Below are 24807 nucleotides of genomic sequence, written 5' to 3' on the forward strand. Positions count from 1 at the left end.
GTTAATCCTTGTTTACGTAGTCAAGCAGTGTATTTAGCACCTGATTAGGGTGACTTATATTAATCTTATGTATTCCTAATGAAGAGGCAATTTGAGCGATACGCTCACTAATAACTAGCCATGTTTTATTTTTTAGCCAATCGTGGGCCTCTTTATTAAATAGTTTAAAAAGGTTAAGCAGAGACTGTTCGCTTGTTAACAGTATAATGTCCACTAAGTCATCACGCCATATCGATTGAACGAATATAGGGCTTAGTCTTGGCATAACTCTTTGATATACCTTTAGAATAACTAGATTTGCTCCTTTTTGCATCAGTTGTTCTTCAATAAGTGTTCTGCCTTCGCTTCCTTTAAATAGTAGCACGTTTTGCTTTTCAAGGTGTTGCAACGTCTCTAATGATAATAAATGTTCACTATTAGGAAATTCGGGGATAGCACTCACTAGGATGTTAAATTGTTGCAGCGAAGCTGCGGTTCCCTGGCCAATGGCGATTACCTGGATTGAAGTAGGCCAGTTTATTTCCATTTGTTTTAATTGAGTAAAACAATAATGAACCGCATTTGCGCTAATAAAAATAGCATGAGTCACGTTGTTTAAGTCTGGTAGCAAATAAACCCAGTCTCGATTTGATGCTTGAATTTCTAAGGCAGGGAGCTCAATAACTATACCTCCTGAAGCACGGATACTTTGGGTGAGCTTATGTGCTTGCGCTTGAGGCCGAGTATTTAAAATGCGCAAACCCTTTAGCGATCGCTTCATTGTGTAACCGATGCAAGAAGACGGGCTGCTCCTTGTGCCATTAAGGATTGGGAACAGCGAGCAGCCATATTTGCTGCCTGTTCTAAAGATCCCATTTGGGTGTCTGCGATAGTTTTAGAGCCATCAATTGTTAGAATTTTTGCTTGCAGCAAAAGTTGATTCTTTTCAATAGGCGTGCAGAAAACTGCTAATGGAATATGACAATTTCCTCCTAACTGGGCATTAACTTGACGTTCTGTGTGTACACAAAGCGATGAGATAGGATCATTTAATTCAGCAACAAGCGCCAGGGTTTCCTGATCATCTGCTCTGCATTCGATGGCTAAGGCCCCCTGCCCACATGCAGGTAACATAATTTCTGGGGATAATTGCTCTGTAATCACATGAGTGAACCCCATGCGCTCAAGACCAGAAGCAGCAAGGATGATCGCTTGATATTCTCCAGACCGAAGCTTTTCGAGTCGTGTGTTGATATTGCCTCGCAAAGGTTTCACACCTAAATCAGACCTATAAGCTAATAGTTGTGATTGCCTTCTAAGGCTTGCTGTACCAATGATGGCGCGCTCAGGTAGTGTCTGTAGGCTGGTGAAATGATGGCTGACAAGGGCATCAAAAGGGTTATCTCTTTTGCAAATTGCAGCCAGACACAACCCGTGGGGAAATTCTGCAGGCATGTCTTTTGATGAATGTACGGCAAAATCTGCTCTTTGATCCAGTAATGCTTCTTCTAATTCTTTGACAAATAAGCCTTTTCCTCCAACAGCCAAAAGCTTATCTTTGAGAAATTTATCTCCAGATGTGGTCATAGGCAATAATTCAATATTGAGTTTTGGCCATTTGTTTAATAAAAGTTGTCGTACATAATTTGCTTGCCATAAAGCGAGTGGGCTTTGACGTGTCGCTATACGTATTATTCTTGAATTCATTTTAATACTGCATTCAGGTCGAATGCAGTATCATACTCTTTTCATGATAAGGATGCACGTACTCCAAGGGCTATAAAAATATAGGTCCAGCCGTTAATTATCATATCAATAGCAATAAACATTCCTATAACCCAGAGACCACTAATTGGCCATTGAATGAGGATTAATAGCCCAAGGATAATGGCTGTAATCCCTGCGAACAACAACCAACCCCATCCTTGCGTGCTTTTTAACGAGAGTGCTAAAACGATTCGTGTGATGCCAATAATAATAAGGACTATGGCTAATAAGGCGGTAATGAGCGTGGAGGCTAAAAAAGGATCATAAAAAACAATCACTGCACCAATTAGGTATAAAAATGCGATTATTGCTTGCCAGAAGATTCCCTGCCAATCTTGGTGTTTAAAAATATCTATAAAGTGAGATAATGCAGAAACAATTAACAGTGCGGCAAAAAAATACATACTTACAAGGGTTAAACCAATCACCATACTTAACCCAATAAAACCTAGAAAAACAAGCAATATACCTAATCCTAGGAGCCAACCCCAGTTATGCCTGAGGGTATTTGGCATGTTCATACCATTTTTTGTCATGTCCATTTCCTTTTGTATCATCCATTAATAATCAATAATCCCCATAGAAATATAACCTACATTTCGAAGGGTTGTCGAATTTTTAAGAGTAATCAATTGCTGCAAGTGTCGCTGATGACATAAATTTCATCTTATTGAAAAAAATTTTCGAATTATCCTCGTAAAAATAGTTTATCTGCTCATTGATCTAATTAAAATCCATAAGTACAATATTTTCGCTTTTTGAAAGATAAAAGTCATTTGTTGTCATTAATTGTATAGTTATAAACTCTATAGAGAAATCAATATGCCAAAAATTTTAGATGGTCATGTGTATCAAGAGATGGAAAATGAGCTTAATAATTTTTTCGATCAAATATATAAACATAATAAAAAAGACAGAACTGAAATCACATCACAAGTTCAGCAGTTTTTAGACAATTTAAGTGAATCCATTAGGGATCATTCACGCTTGTTATTTACAAAAATTTCTCCAGAAGAAATTATTTATCACAAAGAAAATAAGCCTGGGGATTCACGGAAAAAATTCCAAAATCTCGATAAGATGACCCATTATTTTAACAATCTCTCCGCCCTGATTAATTTCTCGGTCATGCAGCAAGAAGATCCTACGCTACGGGTTTTTTATTATGACATGTACATTCAATTAATGAATTTTTGCTATCTTAAAGGCGATTTATTTGATGCTGGTGCGATTTATACCGGGTTGATAGCTAATAATCTTCCCAGTTCCATTGATCAGAAAAAATTAAGCTCTGAGAGCCGCTTGATTTGGGACGCACGTGAAGTGGAATTGACTCGACTGTTCAATTTATCAACTACTTATAAAGCACACATGGATTTAAAAGAAAAATTAAAAACCCCTTTGATTCCAGTATTATCATCAATTCTTCCTGTTCAAATATACACTAAAGATGCTTACGATAATTCAGTCAGTGAGCATAATAGAATTCAGGATGGTTTGCGTCAGTTGGATTTGGAACATAATAAGATGCTGAATCGTATGCAATCAGAATCTTTTTCCTGGTCAAAACCTTATTATGATTATATGAAAAAGGTCTATCTCCCACAAAGTATATCGGAGTACACCAAGCTTGTAAGAGAATACGAAGAACTGATAGTTGATCATGGCGGCCCTATTGCCAAGCAGTTTCATCAAGATAAAAACTCAAAACCTTTAGTGAATTTTGTCGAGTCGACATTATTAGAAAATCAATTGGTTCTGAAGTTATCTCCTTTCCAAAATCAGAGAATTGTCGATATGCTTTCAGAAATTGATGTCGTAAAAAGTGAGTGTTTAGATTTACTCCAGTTTGATGAGCTCTCCTGGAAGATGAGAGAAATGAATTGCACCTTGGTAAAAGCAAAATCCATTGGAGAATATACGACCAAAATTTTTGCTGGTCTTGATACGCCACACATTGAAGAAAACGTGAATGAAAATCCACTGTCAGTTGGTTCGGAAGAACTACGCCCAGAAGATCTCTACCAGCCTTATCCTCATACCGGTCTGAAATTAATGCTTGAGCTTGAACGAGCTATAACAGAACACAAACCAACTATTGGCTTACCAGGTTCTGTTAATTGTGGCTTTTTTAGCAGAGCCAAAAGAGGAGATAAGAATGTGAATTTGGAAACAATGGATCTGAAGATTATGGATGTTGATGATGTAGACCATGGTGAAATCGATTTACGCGATCACACTATTATGGTTCTGGTTTAGGTCAGGCGCATTCGGCATAAATACATTTCATGCATTTATGCCGAATGATTTTTTCTATTCTTTTAATTTCATTGGCTGGAAAAAAAAATCACTTCTCTGTATTATCATTGCTTATTATCATGATGGTGTAGGGGCATGAGGTTACGATTTTTGATTTCATTGTATTGTTTTTCATTGATGTTGTATGCTAGTAATGAAACGCAGCAACAGGAAATTCAATTAAGAATTCAACCTATAGGCCAAGTATCTGTACAAAATGAAGTCAAATCAAAAAATAAAACTACGCGGGATGAAGAACCTGGACAAGAAATATATGAACGATACTGCGTTGTCTGTCATAAGGATGGCCTGGCGGGAGCACCTAGATTTAGAAATGAACAAGATTGGAAGCCCAGATTGACAGGGAGAACGTTGGATGACTTAGTTGCATCTTCACTTAAAGGTTTAAATGCTATGCCAGCAAAAGGCACTTGTATTAAATGTAATGAAGATGATCTTAAAGCTGCCATATCCTATATGTTGCCAAAATCATGAGAAAAAATACTTATCGCAAATTTCAAACATTCAATGCAGCATTGACCGCATTTGTACTATTCGCCTCTTTCTATTTTGAATATGTTGTTGGATTGATGCCTTGTCCATTATGCATGATGCAGCGTATTTGTGTTTTTTTATTATTGGCGATTCTGGGCGTAAGTTTTTACACGTTAAAAAAGGCTCATATTATTTGTGTCTTGCAAATCATCATCGCATGTGCGGGCTTATATTTTTCGTTACGCCAATTATGGCTGCAGTCTTTACCGGTGGGAAAGGCACCTGCGTGTATGCCGGGCTTAGATGTTTTAATTCGTTATTTTCCTTGGCAGACAGTGGTTAAAACTCTGTTTTTAGGAACAGGTGACTGTGCTGAGGTCAATTGGCGGTTGTTAGGAATTTCAATGCCTGGTTGGAGTGCACTGTATTTTGTATTTATAGCATTGATGGGATGCTTTTTGTTTTGGCATACACGAAAAAGCGCTCTCCATGAAAATTTCTAAGCTATAAGGTATTTATCACGAGTAATTTTTTATTGGGTTTTGCAACGTTACTTGATGTCGAGCATTAAGCTTCTTCAGGCAAACACGTTAAATGAATGTGCTCGTGCTTTTACAAGACAAGCACTAAATTGTTTTTGAAGTATTAAACTGCAAATTTTGACTCGTGCAATCTGCAAGATGTTCCTGCTGCCCGAGTAACGTGTGCGATAGATAAGGTACCACTTGATTTTTTTCAGAATGAGAAAATCGCAGCATTTGATTTTTGAAATGTGAAATACGAGCAGCAGATTCCTCCGACTGAGGAAGTGTTAGGGTTTGCAATAATTCCAATAATATATGTCGTGGTTGATGGCAGACAATCAACATATCACAACCTGCATTAAGCGCTTCTTCAGCCCGTGTCATTAAATTACCTATATCTGCGCCTGTCATACTCAAGCAGTCGCTTAAAATCAAACCAGTAAATCCTAGGTCATGGCGTAAAATTTCTTGCAACCAAATTGATGAAAAGCCAGCTGGTTTATTGGCATCTACCGCCTTATATGTCACATGAGCTGGCATGATCGCGCTTAAGCGCTCTCTTTTTATTAATTCAATAAAAGGTTTTAAATCCTTAATTTTCAATTCATCAAAAGTTGTAAGAGAGACTGGCATGGTGGTATGTGAGTCGGAACTGATCCTCCCATGTCCTGGAAAGTGCTTGCCTACAGCAGGCATTCCTACATTATTCATTCCCTCAATAAACGCGTTTGCTAGGGCTACAACTGCATCAGGATCCTGATGAAACGCGCGATCTAAGCGTGCAACAATAGGACTTATGTCGTGTAAATCAAGAACGGGTGCTAGGCTTAAATCAACACCACAAGTCAATAAGTCCTTGGCCATGAGCTCCCCATACTGTTTTGCAAGTTTAATCCCTGCTTCTGGAGATAGGTCATATACATCACCATACACACGAGCGGCGGGTAAAGAGCGAAATCCGTGGCGTAAAAATCGCTGGATAAATCCACCTTCATGATCGGTAGCAATAAAAATATGTGGATTAATTGCGTGAATTTCCGAAGTGAGTTTTTCTAATTGCTCTGGATTAGCGAAGTTACGGGTGAAAAGAATGACTGCTCCCACATTAGGGTGTTTCAAAATTTTTCGTTCAATATCAGAAAGCTCAGTGCCTTCAAGATCAATCATAAATAAATTAGAGTTTGAGCCGGGCATATTGGAATCCTTATTAGAATTTGGGTAACTTCATCACTGTAGCCTGTATCTAAGCAGATTTTTTCTATGCTTTGAAGCTGTGGTGAATGGTTACAAATGTAGATGAATAAGGCCGTGCTTTCATCAATTTTGCGCATGATATCATAAATTGCATAATTTTTAATATGCCTCACGCTGGTAATCTAAGTTTGACTTAGATATGATCGCATATTTTGAGTTATTTTTATCAAATGAAAACTTTCTCCTGCCAGGTGTTACACAAACACTCAGCTACTCAGGCACGCGTGACGCGGGTTGTTACCGCTCATGGTGAATTTATGACTCCAGTTTTTATGCCAGTAGGTACGCGAGCGGGAGTCAACAATATGACCCCGATTGAATTGCGTGAGGCACATAGCCAAATCATTTTAGGGGGTAATACTTATCATATGTTATGTGCTCCAGGAATGAAAGTTATTGAACAAGCAGGAGGGATGCATCCTTTTATGGGATGGCATGGCCCTATGTTAACCGATAGTGGTGGTTTCCAGGTTTTTAGTTTATCCAAGAATAATGAAATTTGTACTATTGATGAAGAGGGGGCGCATTTTAAATTGCCTGGCAGTCAGGGCTTGATTCACATGACTCCAGAAATGTCCTTAGAGACTCAGAAAATTATTGGTGCAGATATAATTATGGCATTTGACCAATGTACTCCAGACAGTTGTACCAGGGATGAAGTGAGTCAAATCATGACGCGTACGCATCGCTGGTTAAAACAATCAATGGATTATCATCGTCAATATCCCCATTCACGATATGGGTATGAGCAAGCCCTCTTTGGCATAATCCAAGGTGGGACTTTTAAAGATCTGCGCCGTGAAAGTGCCGATTTTGTATCTTCAATGAATCCAGAAGGTATTGCTATAGGTGGCGAAACTATAGGATTTAATATGGCTACTACAGTGGAGGTCATTCGCTGGGTTCGTGATTACTTACCTGAAAATAAGCCCCGTTATACCATGGGAGTAGGAATGTCCCCCCAGGATCTTTTAGAGGTGGTGGCAGAAGGAATCGATATGTTTGATTGCGTGGCGCCAACTCGTAATGCGCGCCATGGTTCTTTGTATTGTGGGGAGCTTGTGCGCGAAGGTAACTGGATGCGCTTTGTCAGTGAATATGAAAACGAGCGAATTCAAATAAAAAAAGCATGCTTCGCTGATGATATGTCGCCAATCATGGCACAATGTACCTGTTATACATGTCGCCATTACTCACGTGCTTATTTGCATCAACTTTCGAAGCAAAAAACGAATTTATTTACGGCATTAGCAAGTATTCATAATGTTCATGTCATGCATGATGTTTGTGATAAAATGCGTGATTTGATAATTAATGAGAGTGCGATATAGCTATGCCTTTTGTAGCGTTAACGAATGTTATTTCAAGCAGCTAAGTTAACATTCTCAAGATCAGGTGAGATATAAAAGTACTGTAAATTTTTATATTCCTAAATACATGCTATTTTGCATTAACTTAAAAATAACAGGAGCGATAATGATTGTAATTAGTACATCTAAAGGTGATATTCATATCCAGTTAGATACAGAGAATACTCCGGCAACAGCAGAGAACTTTCTTAATTATGTACGTAGTGGCTTTTATAATAACACAATCTTTCATCGTGTTATTGCGGGGTTTATGATTCAAGGTGGTGGGCTTGATTCAGATATGAAACAAAAGGCAACCCAAGAGCCTATCAAAAATGAAGCAAAAAATGCGAAACCCAATAAGAGAGGTTCTATTGCGATGGCTCGAACCATGGATCCCCATTCGGCAACAGCTCAATTTTTTATTAATGTTGTTGATAATCCATTTTTAAATTACAGTGGTGATCACATGCAAGGATTTGGCTATTGTGTTTTTGGTGAAGTAGTTGAAGGTATGGATGTTGTGGACGCTATTGCCAAAGTAAAAACAGGGCAGCATATGGGGCATGCAGATGTACCTGCGGAAGAAATAAGTATTGTCGATGTGAAAGAGGTATAAGTAACGTTTGTTGCGCTTTATCTCAAACGTAAGCAAGGATGCACGGCATTTATACGGTAACAATGTATCATTGGGTAAGTGCCCAGTCACCAATCAGGAATCGACCGTGTATTGACCCATCTTGAGAGAAAATCCCCCTAATCATGCTCATCTTGTGATGTATGCAGTGCTTGCTTGGAAAAATTTTTTCACCACCTAAACTCGATTCCTACCATTCGAGTAATCTTCATGAGCTATTCGTAATTGTGCCAACAAAACCTAGGTGACGGTCCGTAAGACCGAGGCCTGAAATTTACTTTGCTACCAAATCATGATTTTCGTTTGCGCTTTTTGATGCTCTCTGAATAATCGAAAACAGGTATTTCAATATGAAAGAAAATCGCTAATAGGCGCGCGGTAAAAATACTGGCAAATGTGATAATTACATTAATATTTTCCGGGATATTAAAATATTCAAGCGTGATAAAAAGTAATGCGCCAGCGAGTGCAATTACTGCATAAAGCTCTTTTCTCAATACTAAGGGAATATCATTACATAAAATATCGCGTAACATCCCCCCACAGATCCCTGTTATCATGCCACTAATAATGGCAATACTGGGTGATAACCCGTGATGAAGCGCTTTTTGAGTGCCAATAATGACAAAAGTAGATAAGCCTAATGCATCAAGTATTAAAAAGATTTTAATAATCCGAATTAGGGAATGGGCAATAAATATAGTTAGAAAAGCACATAAAGAGGTATATATGAGGTACTCAGGATGGATAACCCAAGTTAAGGGGTAGGTGTTAAATAGTGTATCTCGTACCGTTCCGCCGCCCAATGCAGCAATACTTGCAATAAGCATAACGCCAAAAAAATCCATTTTTTTTCGTCCTGCAGCTAATGCTCCCGTAATTGCTTCAACGCAAATACCTATGATAAATAAATAATGAAGTAACATTTGAATTTAGTGTTTTTTTAAAATGCAATAATAGCACTATTGGGCCAAATGGAGAAATATTAAAGCTTAGAAAAATGTTTTACCGAGGCTAACGCTAAATCAATAATTTTTTTAGATTGATTTTCATCGGCATTAATTAGGCTGACATCATTAATTAGTTCCAGTAAAAAACGAGATATTTCAGGTTCTGATAAAGAACTGTTATAGAGATACGATGATTTTGCGATGATATAGTGAAGCAAAGTTTTGTTAATAGAAATTTTATCTTGCGAGATCTCTTGATCATGAAGAGGATCACCAAATAATAACCAACCAGGAGAAACTTGAAGTTTTGCGGCAATGTCTATTAGTTTTATCGGTTCAGGAATGGCTTCTCCACGAAGATACTTACGACATATTTGTAGTGAATAACCTGTAATTTCAGAAAGTTTATGGATACATACTCCAGAGGTAGATCGTTGGGAGTTGTACCCAGCTGTAATCATGGCATCACGTAAACGATCAGCGAATTGTTTCGCTAGGTGGTTTTTTTCCATAGGTTTGCGGGGCCATAAATTTAGAATAGCAATAGTATAACAAAATGAAATTTATTCGCAAACAAAAAGAATATTTGGAAACTTTTGATTTCTTTTAGAAATTAAAAGTTGACAAAGATGGCTAAATCACTATAATGTGCGCCTGAAACCTATGAAATGGTTTCCACACTGTCCAAAGAAAATATGTGACGCATGATGGAACAAGTGCACATATAAAGTCCAAATAAAAGAGAAAGTGGTAGAAACATAGCACTTAACCTTGCACTAAGTGCCTGAGTGAGTTCCTTCACTCGGGCCTTTCTCTGAAATGGGTGGTGGTGAGGGAGTTTAAAATGATATGGTTCAAATATATCGATTTAAAGAAAGAGATTCATTGGAGTAGAGGGAATAAATTTTTTATTATATATCTTTTAATAAGCTCACTAGTAAATTAATGGAGTTAGCAAGAGTTATCTGCTCATTTTCGTCTAAAGCTTGCAGGTTTTCATTTAATCTATTGTGGAGAAGGTATGGGGCTGCTCCTACAAATTCTCTGCCTTTTACAGTTATATCAATATAGATAATGCGGCGATCTTTAATATCTCGCGTGCGAAGGACAAATTCCTTTTCCTCCAATCGATCGATTACTCCTACTAAAGTGCTCATTGACAAATATACTCTTTTAGAAAGAGTGGAGATGGTCATTATTCCATTTTCATAAATTTCATACAGGCATACAATTTGCGGTACGGTTAAACCATAGCATTTATTTAACCTTCTGGAATGAAAATCCATTTGTTGCATGATCTTACGTAAAGCAAGAATGATACTTTTGGAGCGTTGTTCCGATTGCATCTCATGCTGTTCTTTTTTTCATTAGGGTCTTTTAAAATATTATTCATGGAGGTCTTTCAAAGATTGAAGGTTGAAAAAAAGTATATTAACCGTTAGTATCCTTAAATAATTTGTATACGAATTATATCAATAGATATGAATATTCAAGGAATTATCTATTGTACCTGACTATTCAATCTAACTATATAGAGCTCCTCAAAAATATCGAAGAGCGTGACTTGCCAATGGCATCCACTAATAATATAAAGAAGGATTAATTATGCGAAGTCAACTCAACGAATCCTTATCCAAATTAGCTGAAGATATTGCTCAACCAGACCATCAAGAAGAAATTTGTTTTAATAGTGGGGGCGTCCTCACTTTAGGCGTAGAAATTGAACTGCAGCTCATCGATGCAGAAACTTACAATCTGAGTTCCAGAGCAGAAGACATTCTTGCAGCGATGTCTCATATTGAAAAAGTTAAGCCAGAATTTTACTTAAGCACTATTGAAGTAAACACGAACAAATGTGAGATTGTTCAGGAAGTTGAAGATGATCTTTATGCAACATTATTTGAACTTCAACACGTATCAAAAAAACTTGGAATATTACTCTCAACAACAGGCTCTCACCCATTTTCTAAATATGCGGATTGGGAGATTTCGCCAACTGCTCGTTATTTAGATTTAATTGATCGTAATCAATGGCTTACACGCCGCATGAGTGTCTATGGTCTACATGTCCATTTAGGGATGTCGAGTGGCGAAGAATGCATACGGTTTAATAATTTTTTTATGTATTTTCTTCCCCATCTGTTAGCTCTTTCTTCAAGTTCACCATTTTGGCAAGGAATAGATACGGGGCTTGCTTCATGTCGTCCGACTACGTACGAAGCCCTTCCTACAGCTGGCCAACCTTACCATGTTCGCTCATGGCAAGATTTTGAGCATTTATATAAAACACTAAAATCATGTGGCTCTATAAAGTCGCTCAAAGATTTATGGTGGGATCTAAGGCCAAGCCCAAATTTTGGAACATTGGAAATTCGTGTCTGTGATGGCACCGCGACACTTGCAGAAACTTTGGCTCTAGTTGCTTTGATACATACTCTTGCTCATTGGTTTGCTGATAATGGAAGCTGGCTTGAGTCAGTAGCCTATCCTCCTTACTGGCTATCTCGGGAAAACAAGTGGAGAGCCATTCGCTATGGTTTAGATGCGGAGTTAGTGATGAACACAGAGGGCAAAATCAAATTAATGCGTGAAGACATTAATGAGTGGATCGAAAAATTAAAACCGTATATCGAGCAGCTTAACTATCAAACCTATTTTGCAACACTGCAAGCGATTATGAGTTCGGGAACGAGCACGGAGCGCCAAAGAAAAGTGTTCGCTTACAATAAATGTTTTAAAGACGTTGTGAAGCATAATGTGAGTGAGTTTTTACTGCAAGTTCCTTTATACAGACGCGAGCTGATTGTTTCTTGAGCAAAACGAGGAACAAATCATTGAAATCATTTGCTTTGTAACGTAACCTTATTATATACTTCCTGACAATAGCGATGCAGGTCAGTTTATAGGCACGTAGCTCAGTGGTAGAGCACCACCTTGACATGGTGGTGGTCGGTGGTTCGATCCCACTCGTGCCTACCATGCAACTGAATTAGTATTTCAGAAGCTGTCACTTCTACCAAGTGATGCCTGAAGCTAAATCCATTAAAAGTTTTAAGCCCTGCCATGCAGGGTTTTTTTTTAGATGCTTACGGATAAAATCATGCCAAACATTAAATTGCCTGATGGGAGTGTAAAACAGTTTGAAGCGCCGTTAACTGTATATGATGTCGCTCATAGTATAAGTCCTGGGCTTGCTAAGGCCGCTTTGGCTGGCCGTGTTGATAACCGATTAGTTGATACTTCTTATCTGATTAAAAATGATTGTGCATTAGTGATTCTTACTGAAAAACAAGAAGAAGGTCTTGAGGTTATTCGTCACTCTACCGCTCATTTATTAGCACAAGCTGTTAAAAGTATTTTTCCTTCAGCTCAAGTAACTATTGGTCCAGTGGTTGAAGATGGTTTTTATTATGATTTTGCTTTTCAAAGAGCCTTTACTCCCGAGGATTTGGAATTAATTGAAGCTAAAATGGTTGAGTTGGCAAAAGCGAATCACCCAGTGACGCGTAGAGAATTACCGCGTGATGAAGCAATCCAGTATTTTAAGAGCATTGGTGAAGAATACAAGGCGAAGATTATTGCTGATATTCCTAAAGATGAAGTGCTCTCGTTATACAAACAAGGTGATTTTGAAGATCTCTGTCGTGGTCCTCATGTCCCTGCAACGGGTTTTTTAAAAGCGTTCAAATTGACTAAATTAGCTGGAGCTTATTGGCGTGGTGACTCCAATAATGAAATGTTACAGCGTATTTATGGTACTGCTTGGGCGGATAAAAAGGCACTGGCGGATTATTTGTTCCGCCTCGAAGAGGCTGAAAAACGCGATCATCGCAAGTTGGGTAAAAGTCTTGAGTTGTTTCACTTTCAAGATATTGCCCCTGGAATGGTTTTTTGGCATCCCAAAGGATGGACTATTTATCAAGAACTAGAGCGTTATATGCGTGATCGCTTAGCTGATTTCGGTTATCAAGAAATTAGAACACCACAGCTGGTAGATCGTGTGCTTTGGGAAAAGTCAGGACATTGGGCAAATTTTAGAGATGAGATGTTTGTTACTGAGACAGAAAATCGTCACTATGCGGTGAAGCCAATGAATTGTCCTTGCCACGTTCAAGTATTTAATCAAGGATTAAAAAGTTATAGAGATTTACCTCTAAGATTTTCAGAGTTTGGTAATTGCCACAGATGCGAACCATCAGGATCCTTGCATGGATTGATGCGAGTTCGTAATATGGTTCAAGATGATGCTCATATCTTCTGTACGGAAGACCAAATTCAATCTGAAGTAGCTATGATGTTAGAGCTTGTTCAGTCAGTATATACTGATTTTGGATTCACTGAGATTAAATATCGCTTGGCATTACGACCCGAAAAAAGAGTAGGCAGTGATGAAGTGTGGGATAAAGCCGAAGCGGCCTTAAAACAAGCGATGAAAGACAGAAATATAGAGTGGATCGATGCGCCAGGTGAGGGGGCTTTTTATGGACCCAAAATTGAATGCTCTCTATCTGATTGCTTAGGTAGAATTTGGCAATGTGGCACGATACAAGTTGATTTTTCGATGCCAGGGCGTTTGGATGCTATTTATATTGCCGAAGATGGTAGCAAACAAACTCCAGTCATGTTGCATCGTGCTATCTTAGGGTCATTTGAACGCTTTATGGGGATTTTGATCGAACATTATGCAGGGAAATTACCCTTGTGGTTGTCGCCTGTACAAGCAGTCATCATGACAATTACTGAGAAACAGAGCGAGTATGCTGAAAAAGTAACACAAATTTTGCAAAAAAAAGGAATTCGTGCCAACTTTGACTTGAGAAATGAGAAAATTGGTTTTAAAATTCGCGAGCATACATTACAAAAAGTCCCCTATCTATTAGTAATAGGGGATAAAGAAGTTGAATCAGGCCAAGTTGCTGTACGTACACGAGAGGGTGCAGACTTGGGTGTGATGACAATAGATACAATTTGTGATACCTTGATGCAAGAAATTATGCATAAAGGGTCAATTAATAATTAATGAGCAGGGGGGGTTAAACCATTAGTGCACCAACTAAGCGTGAAAGTGATCGCGCACGAATTAATGAACAGATCAATGTACCTGAGGTACGCTTAATTGATGTCGATGGTAATCAGGCTGGGATTGTTTCCACACGTGAAGCCCTGCGCGCAGCGGAAGAAGGTGGATTGGACTTGGTGGAAATTTCTCCAACAGCTAAACCTCCTGTATGCCGTATTATGGATTATGGCAAGTTTCTCTTTGAGCTGAGTAAAAAACAAGCTGAAGCTAGAAAGAAGCAGAAGCAAATTCAGGTTAAAGAATTAAAATTCCGTCCAACAACGGAAGATGGAGATTATCAGGTCAAGCTACGCAACCTGATCCGTTTCCTAAATCATGGTGATAAAGTCAAAATTACACTGCGTTTTCGTGGTCGTGAGATGGCTCATCAAGAGCTGGGCATGAAAATTCTAGAGCGTATTCAGCAGGATACAGCTGAGTTTGCAATTGTGGAACAGCATGCAAAACGTGAAGGAAGACAGCTACTGATGGTATTATCGCCCAAAAAAACTAAAAGCTGAGTAAATGCGGAGTATATTGTTATGCCGAAGTTGAAGTCACATCGCGGAGCGTCAAAACGTTTCCGTAAAACAGCAAGTGGCGCGATTAAACGTCGCGGTGCTTATAGAAATCATATCCTCACTAAAAAGTCTACCAAGCAAAAAAGACATTTACGTGTCGAAGCTGGAACTTTAAAGCCATGCGATGCACGTTTGGCTGAACGTATGTTGCACGGTAGTTAAGGGGGAAATGAAAAATGCCAAGAGTTAAACGTGGTGTGATCGCCAAAGCGCGTCACAAGAAGGTTATGGATCAAGCAAAAGGTTATTACGGTGCTCGTAGTCGAACCTATCGCATGGCCAAACAAGCAGTAATTAAAGCAGGTCAATACGCATACCGAGATAGACGTCAGAAAAAACGTCAATTTCGTGCCTTATGGATCACCCGTATTAATGCACAAGCTCGTGAATGCGGTTTATCATACAGCCGCTTAATTGATGGATTGAAAAAAGCATCAATTGAATTGGATAGAAAAGTATTGGCTGATCTGGCCGTTCATGACAAAGTAGCTTTTGCTGCAATTGCGGAACAAGCTAAGACTGCATTAGCAAAATAGCCTTTGTAATGTGTTCTGTTTTTGGTCGCTATAATCCAAGAACAATACATAAATAAAGGTACTGTTAGCAAAATGAACTATTTGAGGAGGCTGAGGCCTCCTTTTTACTTGTGGGTACAACTATGCAGGATATCATCACCATACAAGAACAGGCTGCTGAAGCGATTAAAAATGCTCAGGATGTCTCTGGACTAGAGTTAATTCGCGTTGATTTTTTGGGCAAAAAAGGAAAGCTCACTGAAATTTTAAAAAGTCTTGCTCATTTATCTGCTGAAGAAAAACCTAAGGTAGGTCAGCTAGTGAATCAAGTAAAACGTGAAATCAGCGCTTTGATTGAAACGAAGATGCTTGAGCTGAAGCAAAAACAACTTGCAGAAAAATTGTCAGATGAGCGGATTGATGTAACACTTCCTGGTCGTAAGAAGGAGAATGGTTCTTTACATCCAGTAACCCAAGTAAAGCATCGAATTAATGAATTTTTTAGTCGTATGGGATTTGATATTGTTGATGGACCCGAAATTGAAACTGAATTTTATAATTTTGAGGCACTCAATATTCCAGGGCATCATCCGGCCCGTGCTATGCATGATACTTTTTATTTTGGCGACGGTCGCCTCTTGCGGACGCATACTTCCCCAGTACAAATTCGTACAATGGAGCAACGCAAGCCACCGTTTCGGTTAATCGCCCCAGGACGAGTTTATCGTTGTGACTCGGATCTGACTCATACGCCGATGTTTCATCAGGTTGAAGGGCTTCTGGTAGACAAACATGCCACTTTAGCGAGTTTAAAAGGTCTGCTGCAAGATTTTTTTGCTGATTTTTTTGGTCGCCAATTAGCATTGAGGTTTAGACCATCGTATTTTCCCTTTACAGAACCTTCAGCTGAGGTTGATATTGAATGTACCCAATGCAGCGGTGAAGGTTGTCGTTCCTGTAAATTTACTGGATGGTTAGAAGTTTTAGGGTGCGGTATGGTCCATCCTAATGTTCTAAAAGCAGTAAATATCTCACCCGATGAATATCAGGGATGGGCATTTGGTATGGGAATGGATCGATTAGCCATGCTGTATTATGGAATAGATGACTTGCGTATGATGTTTGAAAATGACCTGTCTTTTTTAAGTCAATTTTGAGGCATAGGGATTGTTCATATGCTTCGATCACCGCGCATTCGTGGGGCGAATTGAAATATCTCGAGTAAAATCAATCATGCAGTAAGGACTTTAGATGAAATTAAGTAAATTGTGGTTACGTGAATGGGTTAATTTCTCATTAACTGAACAAGAATTGGCGAGTCAACTCACTATGGCTGGTTTGGAAGTGGATGCTGTAAGTCCTGTAGCCGGAGAGTTTTCTCAAGTAATCGTTGCTGAAGTTCTTAGCACCAAGCCTCATCCTAATGCAGATAAATTGACTTTATGCGAAGTAAATGGCAGCACAGGAAAACCGTTACAAATCGTTTGTGGTGCTTCGAATGTAAGAGCCGGACTAAAAGTCGCTCTAGCCACGGTTGGGGCGCGCTTGCCCGGTGGTTTTAATATTAAAGAATCAAAGTTACGTGGAGAGCTTTCACAAGGAATGCTCTGCTCTGTTAGTGAATTGGGAATGGCGGAACAATCTGATGGGATTATGGAGTTAGAAAGTGATGCGCCTGTTGGAATGGACTTGCGTGAGTATCTGACTCTTGATGACCATATATTAGATATTGATTTAACGCCTAATCGTGCAGATTGTTTTAGTGTGTTAGGTGTTGCACGTGAAGTTGCTGTATTGAACAAACTCCCCTTATTAGAAAAAGAGATTTCTACGATTACTCCCAGTATTGATGATATCTTTCCCATACAGTTGAACAGTCCTGAAGCATGCTCACGTTATTGTGGTCGTGTGATTCGCAAGATAAATACTCAAGCAAGCACGCCTTTATGGATGAGTGAACGTTTACGACGAAGTGGCATTAGATGCGTTCATCCTGTTGTGGATGTAATGAATTATGTCATGCTTGAATTGGGGCAACCTATGCATGCTTTTGATTTGAGTGCGATCAACGGCGAAATAAACGTACGCTACAGTAATCAGCAAGAACAATTAGAGTTGCTTGACGGGCAAAAATTAACTTTGAATGAAAAAGTATTAGTGATTGCAGATCAAGATAAGCCTTTGGCTATGGCGGGTATCATGGGTGGCGAAGCAAGCTCTGTGCAGGCCCATACCATTGATGTATTTTTAGAAAGTGCTTTTTTTAATCCCACAGTCATTGCAGGAGTGGCTCGAAAATTTGGTTTATTTAGTGATTCATCGCAACGTTTTGAGCGTGGTGTCGATCCTAACCTGCAAATAAAAGCTCTAGAAAGAGCTACCGCATTAATTTTAGAACTTGTTGGTGGCGAAGCAGGTCCCATTATTGAAGCCTCTAGTCAAGAACATTTGCCGAGCAAAGTGCATTTTTCCTTCAACACGGAAAAAGTAAAAAAGCTAACCGGACTCAATATTTCTTTACCGGAAATAAAGCGTTTTCTTGATGGTTTAGGCATCACGGTGATACGAGAGCAAATTAATTTTCTAGAGGTGAGTATTCCTTCTCATCGTTTTGATATTCAGCGAGATGAAGACTTGGTTGAGGAAATAATTCGTCTTTATGGATATGATAATTTACATGCTGAACCTACATATACATTGGTGCAGGCAGGGAAAACATGTGGCAATGAAGAAATAGCAACGATACTTGCTCGCTGGTTTGCAAGTAAAGGATACCATGAAACGATCAGTTACAGTTTTGTTGACCCCGAATTACAACATGAGCTTTATCCTCATAAAGAATTTATGCAACTTCTGAATCCTATCTCTTCAGAGTTATCGCAAATGCGTGCTGGAATGTGGCCTGGTTTAATTGCATCACTGATTTATAACGTACATCGCCAACAAAATGAGGTTAAATTTTTTGAAATTGGAGTGGTTTTTGATGTTCAGCAAGAGAAGCTAAAAGAGCGTCCTTGTGTTGCAGGTTTGTTGATGGGAGAACAAGGGAGTGTTAATTGGAGTGAAGCAACGCGAGTGTATGATTTTTTTGACTTAAAAGGAGATCTGCAATCTTTATTCGCCTCATTAAAACTGAAGCAAGTAGAGTTCGTTGCCAGCGTTCATGAAGCATTGCATCCTGGACAGTGTGCTCAAATCAATATAAATGGTGTTTTTTCGGGCTGGATAGGAACTTTACATCCTCGCTTAGCCGATGCCTTAGATTTAAATCATGATGTTCTTCTTTTTGAAATCAACTTAGAGGCCTTAATAGGACACGAATCGCCACGTTATAAACCGATTTCAAAATATCCTCAAATTCGCAGGGATTTATCATTTTTAGTCGATAATGAAATCGAGGTCATGCAAATCGAATCAGTAGTAAGAGCTACTGTACAAGAAAATTGGCTAAAGTCTTTTGATGTCTTTGATGTATATACTGGGGAAGGTGTTCCCGTAGGCAAGAAAAGCTTGGCTATTTCTCTAACTATTCAAGACGAAAGTCGTACTTTGGTTGATACCGAGATTAATTCTTTAATTGATGCTATAATCAATACGTTAGAAAATAAATTTTCAATCATATTGAGGGAGTAATCGTGAATGCATTGAGCAAAGCTATAATGGCAGAGACCTTGTGTGATGAATTGAAACTGTCCAAACCGGCATCAAAAGAGCTGGTCGAAAATTTTTTTGAAGAATTACGACATGCTCTTGAGCATGGACATCATGTAAAATTATCTGGATTTGGTAATTTTACACTGAGAGATAAACCACAAAGGCCAGGTAGGAACCCAAAGACTGGAGAGGAAATTCCCGTAGTGGCTAGAAGAGTTGTGACTTTTAAGCCAGGTTTGAAGCTAAAAAGCAAAATTGAATCTATAGGAAAATAATTCATTGAACTATTACTCGAAACATATTTTTTTATGTACCAACAAAAAGGCTGTAGGCAAACAATGTTGCGCCAACTCTGGCGGAGAAGAGTACTTTGATTATATAAAGTCCCGGCTTTTAGAACTGGAAATGCATGGTCCAGGAAAAGTTCGCATCAGTAAAACAGGCTGTCTTGGTCGCTGCAGTTCGGGTCCTTGTATCGTGATTTATCCCGAAGGTGTATGGTATACTTATTCATCTTTTGCTGATATTGATGAAATCATAGAAAAACATTTAATTTCTGGTAGTATTGTTCGCCAGTTGTTAATTGATCCGGTGTGAAAGTTGTCCTATTTACACGGATTTTAATAATTGTTTATAAATTTTTGTCCTTTATACTTGTAGGATGATTCTGTTTTGGTTAAAATCGCCCGTCCATGATAGAAGATTACCAATTTAGGCGGTTCGGAGTTCATTTAATGAAGACATTTAGTGCCAAAAGCCATGAAGTCAAACGTGACTGGTTAGTGGTTGATGCCAGCGATAAAGTTTTGGGTCGCTTAGCAACTGAAATTGCTCGTCGTTTACGTGGCAAGCATAAAGCTGAGTATACTCCCCATGTTGATACTGGCGATTACATTATCGTTACAAATGCTGAAAAAGTTATTGTAACTGGTCGTAAATTTACAGATAAGATGTACTATCGTCACACTGGATATCCAGGTGGAATAAAATCAGATAGTTTTGAGAAATTACAAGCAAGAAATCCAGTGAGGATTATCGAATTAGCTGTTAAAGGTATGCTACCAAAGAATCCTTTGGGAAGAGAAATGTACCGTAAGCTGAAAGTATATGTTGGCAATGAGCATCCACATGCTGCACAGCAACCCAAACAACTTGATATTGAGGAATAAGTATTATGGCTGAAGTGAAGCAATACTACGGCACTGGTCGTAGAAAAAGTTCAACAGCTCGCGTGTTTTTACGCCCAGGTAAAGGCGACATCAAAGTCAACGGTCGTACTTTACAAGAGTATTTCTGCCGTGAAACTTCTTGCATGGTTGTAATGCAGCCTCTGGAAACTGTTGACCTTGTCGATAAATTTGATATTTATATCACAGTAACTGGTGGTGGAATCTCTGGTCAGGCAGGTGCTGTACGTTTAGGAATTGCAAGAGCATTGGTTTCTTATGACGAAAAGGGATTGGCAGAAGATGCAGAGCCAAGTCCAGATTCTGTGCGTAGAAAGCTTCGTGCTCGTGGTTTACTGACGCGTGATTCACGTCGCGTTGAAAGAAAGAAAGTCGGTTTGCACAAAGCTCGTCGTGCAACTCAATACTCAAAACGTTAATTGTTTATTGGTTAAAGAAACCCCGCATTGGCGGGGTTTTTTGTTTTAATCCAAGATCTAGTGAAACATATGGCAACATCGACTCAGCTCGAAACAGAACAGAGGGAAGTAAAGGGAGGAGAAGGAGAGTGTTCACGTAAACTAACGGAGCGGGACACCCCAGTCACGATATAGAGTGTAGCGGGTGATGCGATACAAAACGGGCGGCATATGGTGAATGACAACTCTGATCCTGAACATAATCAGGATAAAAATGATGTGGTAGATACTGAACGACGCCAGTTTTTGGTGGCAACAACCAGTGTATTAGGGGGTATTGGGGCTCTATGTGCCTTAACTCCTTTTGTTGCCTCTTGGTTACCTAGTGCTAAAGCTCAAGCTGACGGAGCCCCTGTGCAGGTCGATTTAAGCAAATTGGAACCCGGAGAACAAGCTGTTGTTGAATGGCGTGGCAAGCCAGTATGGATCATTAGGCGAACTACGGAAATGCTACAACAAATCACTAAAAACACTTCTTTGCTCCGAGACCCTCATTCATTGACCCCTCAGCAACCTCATTATGCAAAAAATGAATATCGTTCTATTAATCCCGAATATCTAGTGCTTATAGGAATTTGTACCCATTTAGGTTGCTCACCTAAATACAAACCAAATCTTACTGAGTTAGGGCCTAACTGGCCAGGTGGTTTTTTTTGTCCTTGTCATGGTTCTACGTTTGATCTTTCGGGTAGAGTCTTTAAAGATGTTCCTGCACCGATTAATTTAGAGGTCCCTCCATATTATTTTATTGATAAACACACTATTGTAATTGGTGAGGATAAAGCATAATTTTTATGATAACTGTTCACATAATTGCATCGACTTAAGTACGTGCCGCTCGGATTAAATCCGGTTGTAATCACGAAATTTGCGCCACACTTCCTGAATTATGTCTTTCACTAATTCGGGCTACAGAAGAAAAGAGAGCAGTTTTCTCTAAGTTGAGGTAATTAACTGTTCATGAGGTATGTAATTAAGGGGGGGTGTTGTATGTCATTCCCGTACAGGCGGAGATCAATCCATACACGTTTATGTTTTATGCCCGCATCATTTGTTTATGATTTGTAATAAGGTAGAGACTAATTAAATGAATAGACTCTTTCATTGGATTGATGAACGTTTTCCTCTAGCAAGTACTTGGAGAAAGTATTTCAGCGCTTACTATGTTCCTAAAAATTTGAATTTTTTTTATATTTTTGGCGCATTAGCGATCGTAGTTTTAGCAAATCAATTTATTACTGGGTTGTGGCTTACTATGTTTTACACACCTAGCGTTGAGCAAGCATTTTCCTCGATTGAATACATCATGCGTGATGTTAACTTTGGTTGGTTATTACGTTATATGCACTCAACAGGTGCTTCGGCGTTTTTTATTGTCATTTATTTACACATGTTTCGTGGTTTGCTCTATGGTTCTTATCAAAAACCTAGAGAGTTAGTCTGGCTTTTGGGAATGTTTTTATATGTTTTACTGTTGGCTGGCGCCTTTTTTGGCTACCTTTTACCTTGGGGACAGATGTCTTATTGGGGGGCTGAAGTCATTACCTCCTTAGTTGACGCTATCCCTTATATAGGTAAAAGCCTTGTCGTTTGGCTTAGAGGCGATTATGCAGTGGGAAATGCAACATTACAGCGTTTTTTTGCGTTACATGTGATTGCTATACCATTATTGCTGTTTTTGTTTGTATTTTTACATATTGTTGCCTTACATAAAGTAGGCTCTAATAATCCAGACGGAATTGAATTTAAAAATAAATTGGATGAAGAAAAGCAGTTTGATTTAATTCCGTTTCATCCGTATTACATTATTAAAGATTTAGTCGCGGTACTTGCATTTCTTATTTTGTTTTTTGCCGCAGTATTTTGGGCTCCTGAAATGGGAGGATATTTCCTGGAGCATAATAATTTTGTGCCTGCAAATCCGCTTGTCACTCCCGATCATATCGCTCCAATGTGGTATATGTCTCCTTTTTATGCAATCTTACGTGCGATACCCGATAAATTACTTGGAATTATATGCATGGGGGGGGCACTCTTATTATTATTTTTCTTGCCCTGGCTTGATTGTAGTCCAGTACGCTCCATGCGTTATAAAGGGATATGGTCCAAACTAATGCTTTTTTTAGGTGTGCTTGCCTTTATCGTACTGGGTTATTTGGGAACGATTCCAGTCACTCCTTTACGTTTATTTGTTGCTCGGTTGGCTACATTATTATATTTTGCTTATTTTATTTTTATGCCCTTTTATACTCGTATGGAGCTCACTCACCCATTGCCACTTCGCTCAGGAGAGTGCTGATGCGTACACAGACACTTTTTTCTATAGTCTTGTTAATAATAGGAGTCTGGTCTCAGCATCAGGTGTATGCAACTTCATTTTCAATCAACATACAAGACAAGGAACGTTTACAAAGAGGGGCTAAACTTTTTATGAATTATTGTTCCGGGTGCCATTCTTTAAAATATTTAAGGTATAACCGCATGGCCAAAGGATTAGGCTTAATGCGTTCTGCGGGGCAAATTGATGAAGGTCTTTTAAAGAATAATCTTATTTTCACAGAAGCAAAAATTAATGATCCAATTCAGATTGCTATGCCACCTGAAGATGCAAAGCAATGGTTTGGGATAGTACCCCCAGATTTATCATTAGTTACTAGAGCAAAAGGATCAGAATGGCTCTACAATTATTTAATCAGTTTTTACAACGATGATTCTAGACCTTTTGGAACGAATAATTCCCTTGTTCCTGATGTTGCGATGCCCAATATTCTAGATACGTTACACAATAAAATGCGAACAGGACAATTTGATGAGAGTGTATTAGACTTGGTGACCTTCCTTACCTATGTAAGTGAGCCTACACAAACGGAACGTTACCATATGGGATTTTTCGTAATTGGGTTTTTAGTCATTTTATTTCTCGTCATTTGGCGCTTAAAAATAGTTTATTGGCGAAAAATCGGCATAAAGTAGCCCAAAAAGGCAAAAATGTGGTAAAGTAATGGTTTTGCTTATTCTTAGCATACTAGTATATATTTTATGAATTGATAGGAGTTGCTCATGGCAATTGTTGCGAAGCGCACTATAATGTCTTTATTTTCTGATACTGATGATGTTTACAGCCATCAAGTTCGTATCGTGTTGGCTGAAAAAGGGGTTAATGTAGAGATCCTTGCAGCCAAGCAGGCTGAACCAAATGCTGATCTTTTATCAGTTAATCCATATGGAACAATTCCTACATTAATTGATAGAGAGCTTGTGCTTTATGAACCACGTATTATTATGGAATATTTAGATGAGCGTTTTCCTCATCCACCATTATTACCTGTTTACCCTGTTGCTCGTGCAGAAACGCGAAAAATGATGCACAGAATAGAGCATGATTGGTATTATTTAATGAATAATATCTTAAGAAATAATAATGTAGACGAAGCAAGAACGAACTTGTTTGAAAGTTTAGTAGCTCTTGAGCCAGTTTTTGCAGATAAGCCTTATTTCCTCAGTGATGAGTTTTCTTTGTTGGATTGTGCATTAGCCCCCTTATTGTGGCGCTTACCTCGATTAGGGATAGATGTTGCACCAGAATTTAAAGGACTAATTGCTTACATGCAGCGCTTGTTCAAACGGGAGTCGTTTCAAACAAGTTTGACTGATGTTGAGCGACAATTACGAGCGGCATAAATATATGACTATGACATCAAACAAACCTTATTTAATTCGCGCTGCCTACGATTGGATAGTCGATAACGAATTAACGCCTTATATCCTGGTAAATGCAGCATATTTAGGTGTACAGGTCCCAAGAGAGCACGTAAATCATGATCGTATTGTGTTGAATATTTCTCCAGCAGCTACTCGAGGTTTATTGTTGGAGAATGATCGGATAATTTTTACCGCGCGCTTTTCAGGAAAAACGGAGCAAATCTTTGTTCCACCAGGAGCCGTATTGGAGATTTATGCCAAGGAAAATGGCAGAGGTATCGCCTTTGCACTTGAAGATGAAGAGGAACCGCCTCCAGCATCTTCTGGTTCGTCAACTTCAGATGCTGAAGGCTCAGTATCTTCTAAAAGTAAGCCTTCATTAAAATTAGTGAAGTAGC

Annotated in this window: 28 protein-coding genes and 1 tRNA gene; 22 read left to right on the forward strand and 7 right to left on the reverse strand. The window is 38.9% G+C overall.

The genetic code is table 11. The features are described from left to right. Window position 1: 1 nt before the first annotated feature. The 3 genes from EL220_RS01365 to EL220_RS01375 are packed head-to-tail and all read right to left on the reverse strand — an operon-like array spanning window position 2 to window position 2282. Window positions 2-760 (reverse strand): uroporphyrinogen-III synthase, encoded by a 759-nt coding sequence (locus EL220_RS01365; protein WP_027270860.1) that lies wholly within the window; start codon window positions 758-760, stop codon window positions 2-4. Then, window positions 757-1686, reverse strand: a complete 930-nt coding sequence (gene hemC, locus EL220_RS01370; RefSeq protein WP_027270861.1) for a hydroxymethylbilane synthase — start codon at window positions 1684-1686, stop codon at window positions 757-759. The genes EL220_RS01365 and hemC overlap by 4 nt, the downstream gene beginning before the upstream one ends. 41 nt (window positions 1687-1727) lie before the next feature. Further along, the gene (locus tag EL220_RS01375) at window positions 1728-2282 is read right to left on the reverse strand and encodes an HdeD family acid-resistance protein (protein ID WP_035905992.1); all 555 of its coding nucleotides are present in this window, start codon (window positions 2280-2282) and stop codon (window positions 1728-1730) included. A 286-nt stretch (window positions 2283-2568) separates the two neighbouring features. Here EL220_RS01375 and EL220_RS01380 point away from each other — a divergent pair, with 286 nt between their 5' ends. The 3 genes from EL220_RS01380 to EL220_RS01390 all read left to right on the forward strand — a co-directional run bounded on the left by EL220_RS01380 (window position 2569) and on the right by EL220_RS01390 (window position 5042). Next, entirely contained in the window at window positions 2569-4005 is a 1437-nt protein-coding gene (locus EL220_RS01380; RefSeq protein WP_027270863.1) for a RasGEF domain-containing protein, read from the forward strand. 135 nt (window positions 4006-4140) lie between these two features. Beyond that, window positions 4141-4539 carry a c-type cytochrome gene (locus EL220_RS01385; protein WP_027270864.1) on the forward strand — a complete coding sequence of 133 codons (399 nt, stop codon included), beginning with the start codon at window positions 4141-4143 and terminating at the stop codon, window positions 4537-4539. Further along, window positions 4536-5042 (forward strand): disulfide bond formation protein B, encoded by a 507-nt coding sequence (locus EL220_RS01390; RefSeq protein WP_027270865.1) that lies wholly within the window; start codon window positions 4536-4538, stop codon window positions 5040-5042. Before EL220_RS01385 ends, EL220_RS01390 begins: the two co-directional genes overlap by 4 nt. A gap of 123 nt (window positions 5043-5165) precedes the next feature. On the opposite strand, the gene nagZ is transcribed toward EL220_RS01390, so the two are convergent. Then, window positions 5166-6257: a beta-N-acetylhexosaminidase gene (gene nagZ, locus EL220_RS01395; protein ID WP_027270866.1), complete on the reverse strand. Its 1092-nt coding sequence runs from the start codon at window positions 6255-6257 to the stop codon at window positions 5166-5168. 230 nt (window positions 6258-6487) lie between these two features. Between nagZ and tgt the strand changes: the two genes are divergently transcribed. Together tgt and EL220_RS01405 are read left to right on the forward strand one after the other, a co-directional pair. After that, a complete protein-coding gene (gene tgt / locus EL220_RS01400) occupies window positions 6488-7648 on the forward strand; it encodes a tRNA guanosine(34) transglycosylase Tgt (RefSeq protein WP_027270867.1) in 1161 nt (386 codons plus the stop codon). Between the two features lie 145 nt (window positions 7649-7793). Further along, complete coding sequence (locus EL220_RS01405; protein ID WP_027270868.1) at window positions 7794-8285, forward strand: peptidylprolyl isomerase; 492 nt, start codon at window positions 7794-7796, stop codon at window positions 8283-8285. A gap of 308 nt (window positions 8286-8593) precedes the next feature. Here the strand turns inward: EL220_RS01405 and EL220_RS01410 are convergent, their stop codons facing one another. The 3 genes from EL220_RS01410 to EL220_RS01420 all read right to left on the reverse strand — a co-directional run bounded on the left by EL220_RS01410 (window position 8594) and on the right by EL220_RS01420 (window position 10599). Next, window positions 8594-9229: a trimeric intracellular cation channel family protein gene (locus EL220_RS01410; RefSeq protein WP_027270869.1), complete on the reverse strand. Its 636-nt coding sequence runs from the start codon at window positions 9227-9229 to the stop codon at window positions 8594-8596. Window positions 9230-9288: 59 nt separating this feature from the next. Next, window positions 9289-9765, reverse strand: coding sequence for a helix-turn-helix domain-containing protein (locus tag EL220_RS01415; RefSeq protein WP_027270870.1), 477 nt, complete (start codon window positions 9763-9765; stop codon window positions 9289-9291). Window positions 9766-10164: 399 nt separating this feature from the next. Beyond that, window positions 10165-10599: a MarR family winged helix-turn-helix transcriptional regulator gene (locus tag EL220_RS01420; RefSeq protein WP_128130803.1), complete on the reverse strand. Its 435-nt coding sequence runs from the start codon at window positions 10597-10599 to the stop codon at window positions 10165-10167. A 259-nt stretch (window positions 10600-10858) separates the two neighbouring features. Between EL220_RS01420 and EL220_RS01425 the strand changes: the two genes are divergently transcribed. From EL220_RS01425 to EL220_RS01505, 17 genes are all read left to right on the forward strand, one after another. After that, window positions 10859-12067: a carboxylate-amine ligase gene (locus tag EL220_RS01425; RefSeq protein WP_027270872.1), complete on the forward strand. Its 1209-nt coding sequence runs from the start codon at window positions 10859-10861 to the stop codon at window positions 12065-12067. Window positions 12068-12157: 90 nt separating this feature from the next. Continuing rightward, window positions 12158-12232 (forward strand) — tRNA-Val (locus EL220_RS01430). A gap of 121 nt (window positions 12233-12353) precedes the next feature. Continuing rightward, the gene (thrS, locus tag EL220_RS01435) at window positions 12354-14273 is read left to right on the forward strand and encodes a threonine--tRNA ligase (RefSeq protein ID WP_027270873.1); all 1920 of its coding nucleotides are present in this window, start codon (window positions 12354-12356) and stop codon (window positions 14271-14273) included. Window positions 14274-14293: 20 nt separating this feature from the next. Beyond that, a complete protein-coding gene (gene infC, locus EL220_RS01440) occupies window positions 14294-14833 on the forward strand; it encodes a translation initiation factor IF-3 (RefSeq protein WP_035904588.1) in 540 nt (179 codons plus the stop codon). Window positions 14834-14854: 21 nt separating this feature from the next. Further along, window positions 14855-15055, forward strand: coding sequence for a 50S ribosomal protein L35 (rpmI, locus tag EL220_RS01445; RefSeq protein WP_027270874.1), 201 nt, complete (start codon window positions 14855-14857; stop codon window positions 15053-15055). 14 nt (window positions 15056-15069) lie between these two features. After that, a complete protein-coding gene (gene rplT, locus EL220_RS01450; RefSeq protein ID WP_027270875.1) occupies window positions 15070-15429 on the forward strand; it encodes a 50S ribosomal protein L20 in 360 nt (119 codons plus the stop codon). A gap of 122 nt (window positions 15430-15551) precedes the next feature. Beyond that, window positions 15552-16565 (forward strand): phenylalanine--tRNA ligase subunit alpha, encoded by a 1014-nt coding sequence (pheS, locus tag EL220_RS01455; protein WP_027270876.1) that lies wholly within the window; start codon window positions 15552-15554, stop codon window positions 16563-16565. Window positions 16566-16659: 94 nt separating this feature from the next. Then, a complete protein-coding gene (gene pheT / locus EL220_RS01460; RefSeq protein ID WP_027270877.1) occupies window positions 16660-19041 on the forward strand; it encodes a phenylalanine--tRNA ligase subunit beta in 2382 nt (793 codons plus the stop codon). A 2-nt stretch (window positions 19042-19043) separates the two neighbouring features. Next, window positions 19044-19337: an integration host factor subunit alpha gene (locus EL220_RS01465; RefSeq protein ID WP_027270878.1), complete on the forward strand. Its 294-nt coding sequence runs from the start codon at window positions 19044-19046 to the stop codon at window positions 19335-19337. Between the two features lie 4 nt (window positions 19338-19341). After that, complete coding sequence (locus EL220_RS01470) at window positions 19342-19659, forward strand: (2Fe-2S) ferredoxin domain-containing protein (RefSeq protein WP_027270879.1); 318 nt, start codon at window positions 19342-19344, stop codon at window positions 19657-19659. Between the two features lie 137 nt (window positions 19660-19796). Beyond that, window positions 19797-20231 carry a 50S ribosomal protein L13 gene (rplM, locus tag EL220_RS01475; RefSeq protein ID WP_027270880.1) on the forward strand — a complete coding sequence of 145 codons (435 nt, stop codon included), beginning with the start codon at window positions 19797-19799 and terminating at the stop codon, window positions 20229-20231. Between the two features lie 5 nt (window positions 20232-20236). After that, the gene (gene rpsI / locus EL220_RS01480) at window positions 20237-20668 is read left to right on the forward strand and encodes a 30S ribosomal protein S9 (RefSeq protein WP_027270881.1); all 432 of its coding nucleotides are present in this window, start codon (window positions 20237-20239) and stop codon (window positions 20666-20668) included. A gap of 210 nt (window positions 20669-20878) precedes the next feature. Beyond that, a complete protein-coding gene (gene petA / locus EL220_RS01485) occupies window positions 20879-21496 on the forward strand; it encodes a ubiquinol-cytochrome c reductase iron-sulfur subunit (protein ID WP_027270882.1) in 618 nt (205 codons plus the stop codon). A 298-nt stretch (window positions 21497-21794) separates the two neighbouring features. Continuing rightward, complete coding sequence (locus EL220_RS01490) at window positions 21795-23006, forward strand: cytochrome b (RefSeq protein ID WP_027270883.1); 1212 nt, start codon at window positions 21795-21797, stop codon at window positions 23004-23006. Further along, window positions 23006-23680 carry a cytochrome c1 gene (locus tag EL220_RS01495; RefSeq protein WP_027270884.1) on the forward strand — a complete coding sequence of 225 codons (675 nt, stop codon included), beginning with the start codon at window positions 23006-23008 and terminating at the stop codon, window positions 23678-23680. Before EL220_RS01490 ends, EL220_RS01495 begins: the two co-directional genes overlap by 1 nt. Window positions 23681-23767: 87 nt before the next feature. After that, entirely contained in the window at window positions 23768-24388 is a 621-nt protein-coding gene (locus EL220_RS01500) for a glutathione S-transferase N-terminal domain-containing protein (RefSeq protein WP_027270885.1), read from the forward strand. Between the two features lie 4 nt (window positions 24389-24392). After that, window positions 24393-24806, forward strand: coding sequence for a ClpXP protease specificity-enhancing factor (locus EL220_RS01505; RefSeq protein WP_027270886.1), 414 nt, complete (start codon window positions 24393-24395; stop codon window positions 24804-24806). Window position 24807: the final 1 nt, after the last annotated feature.

The organism is Legionella sainthelensi (assembly GCF_900637685.1).
In the GTDB taxonomy this organism is placed as follows: Bacteria; Pseudomonadota; Gammaproteobacteria; order Legionellales; family Legionellaceae; genus Legionella; species Legionella sainthelensi.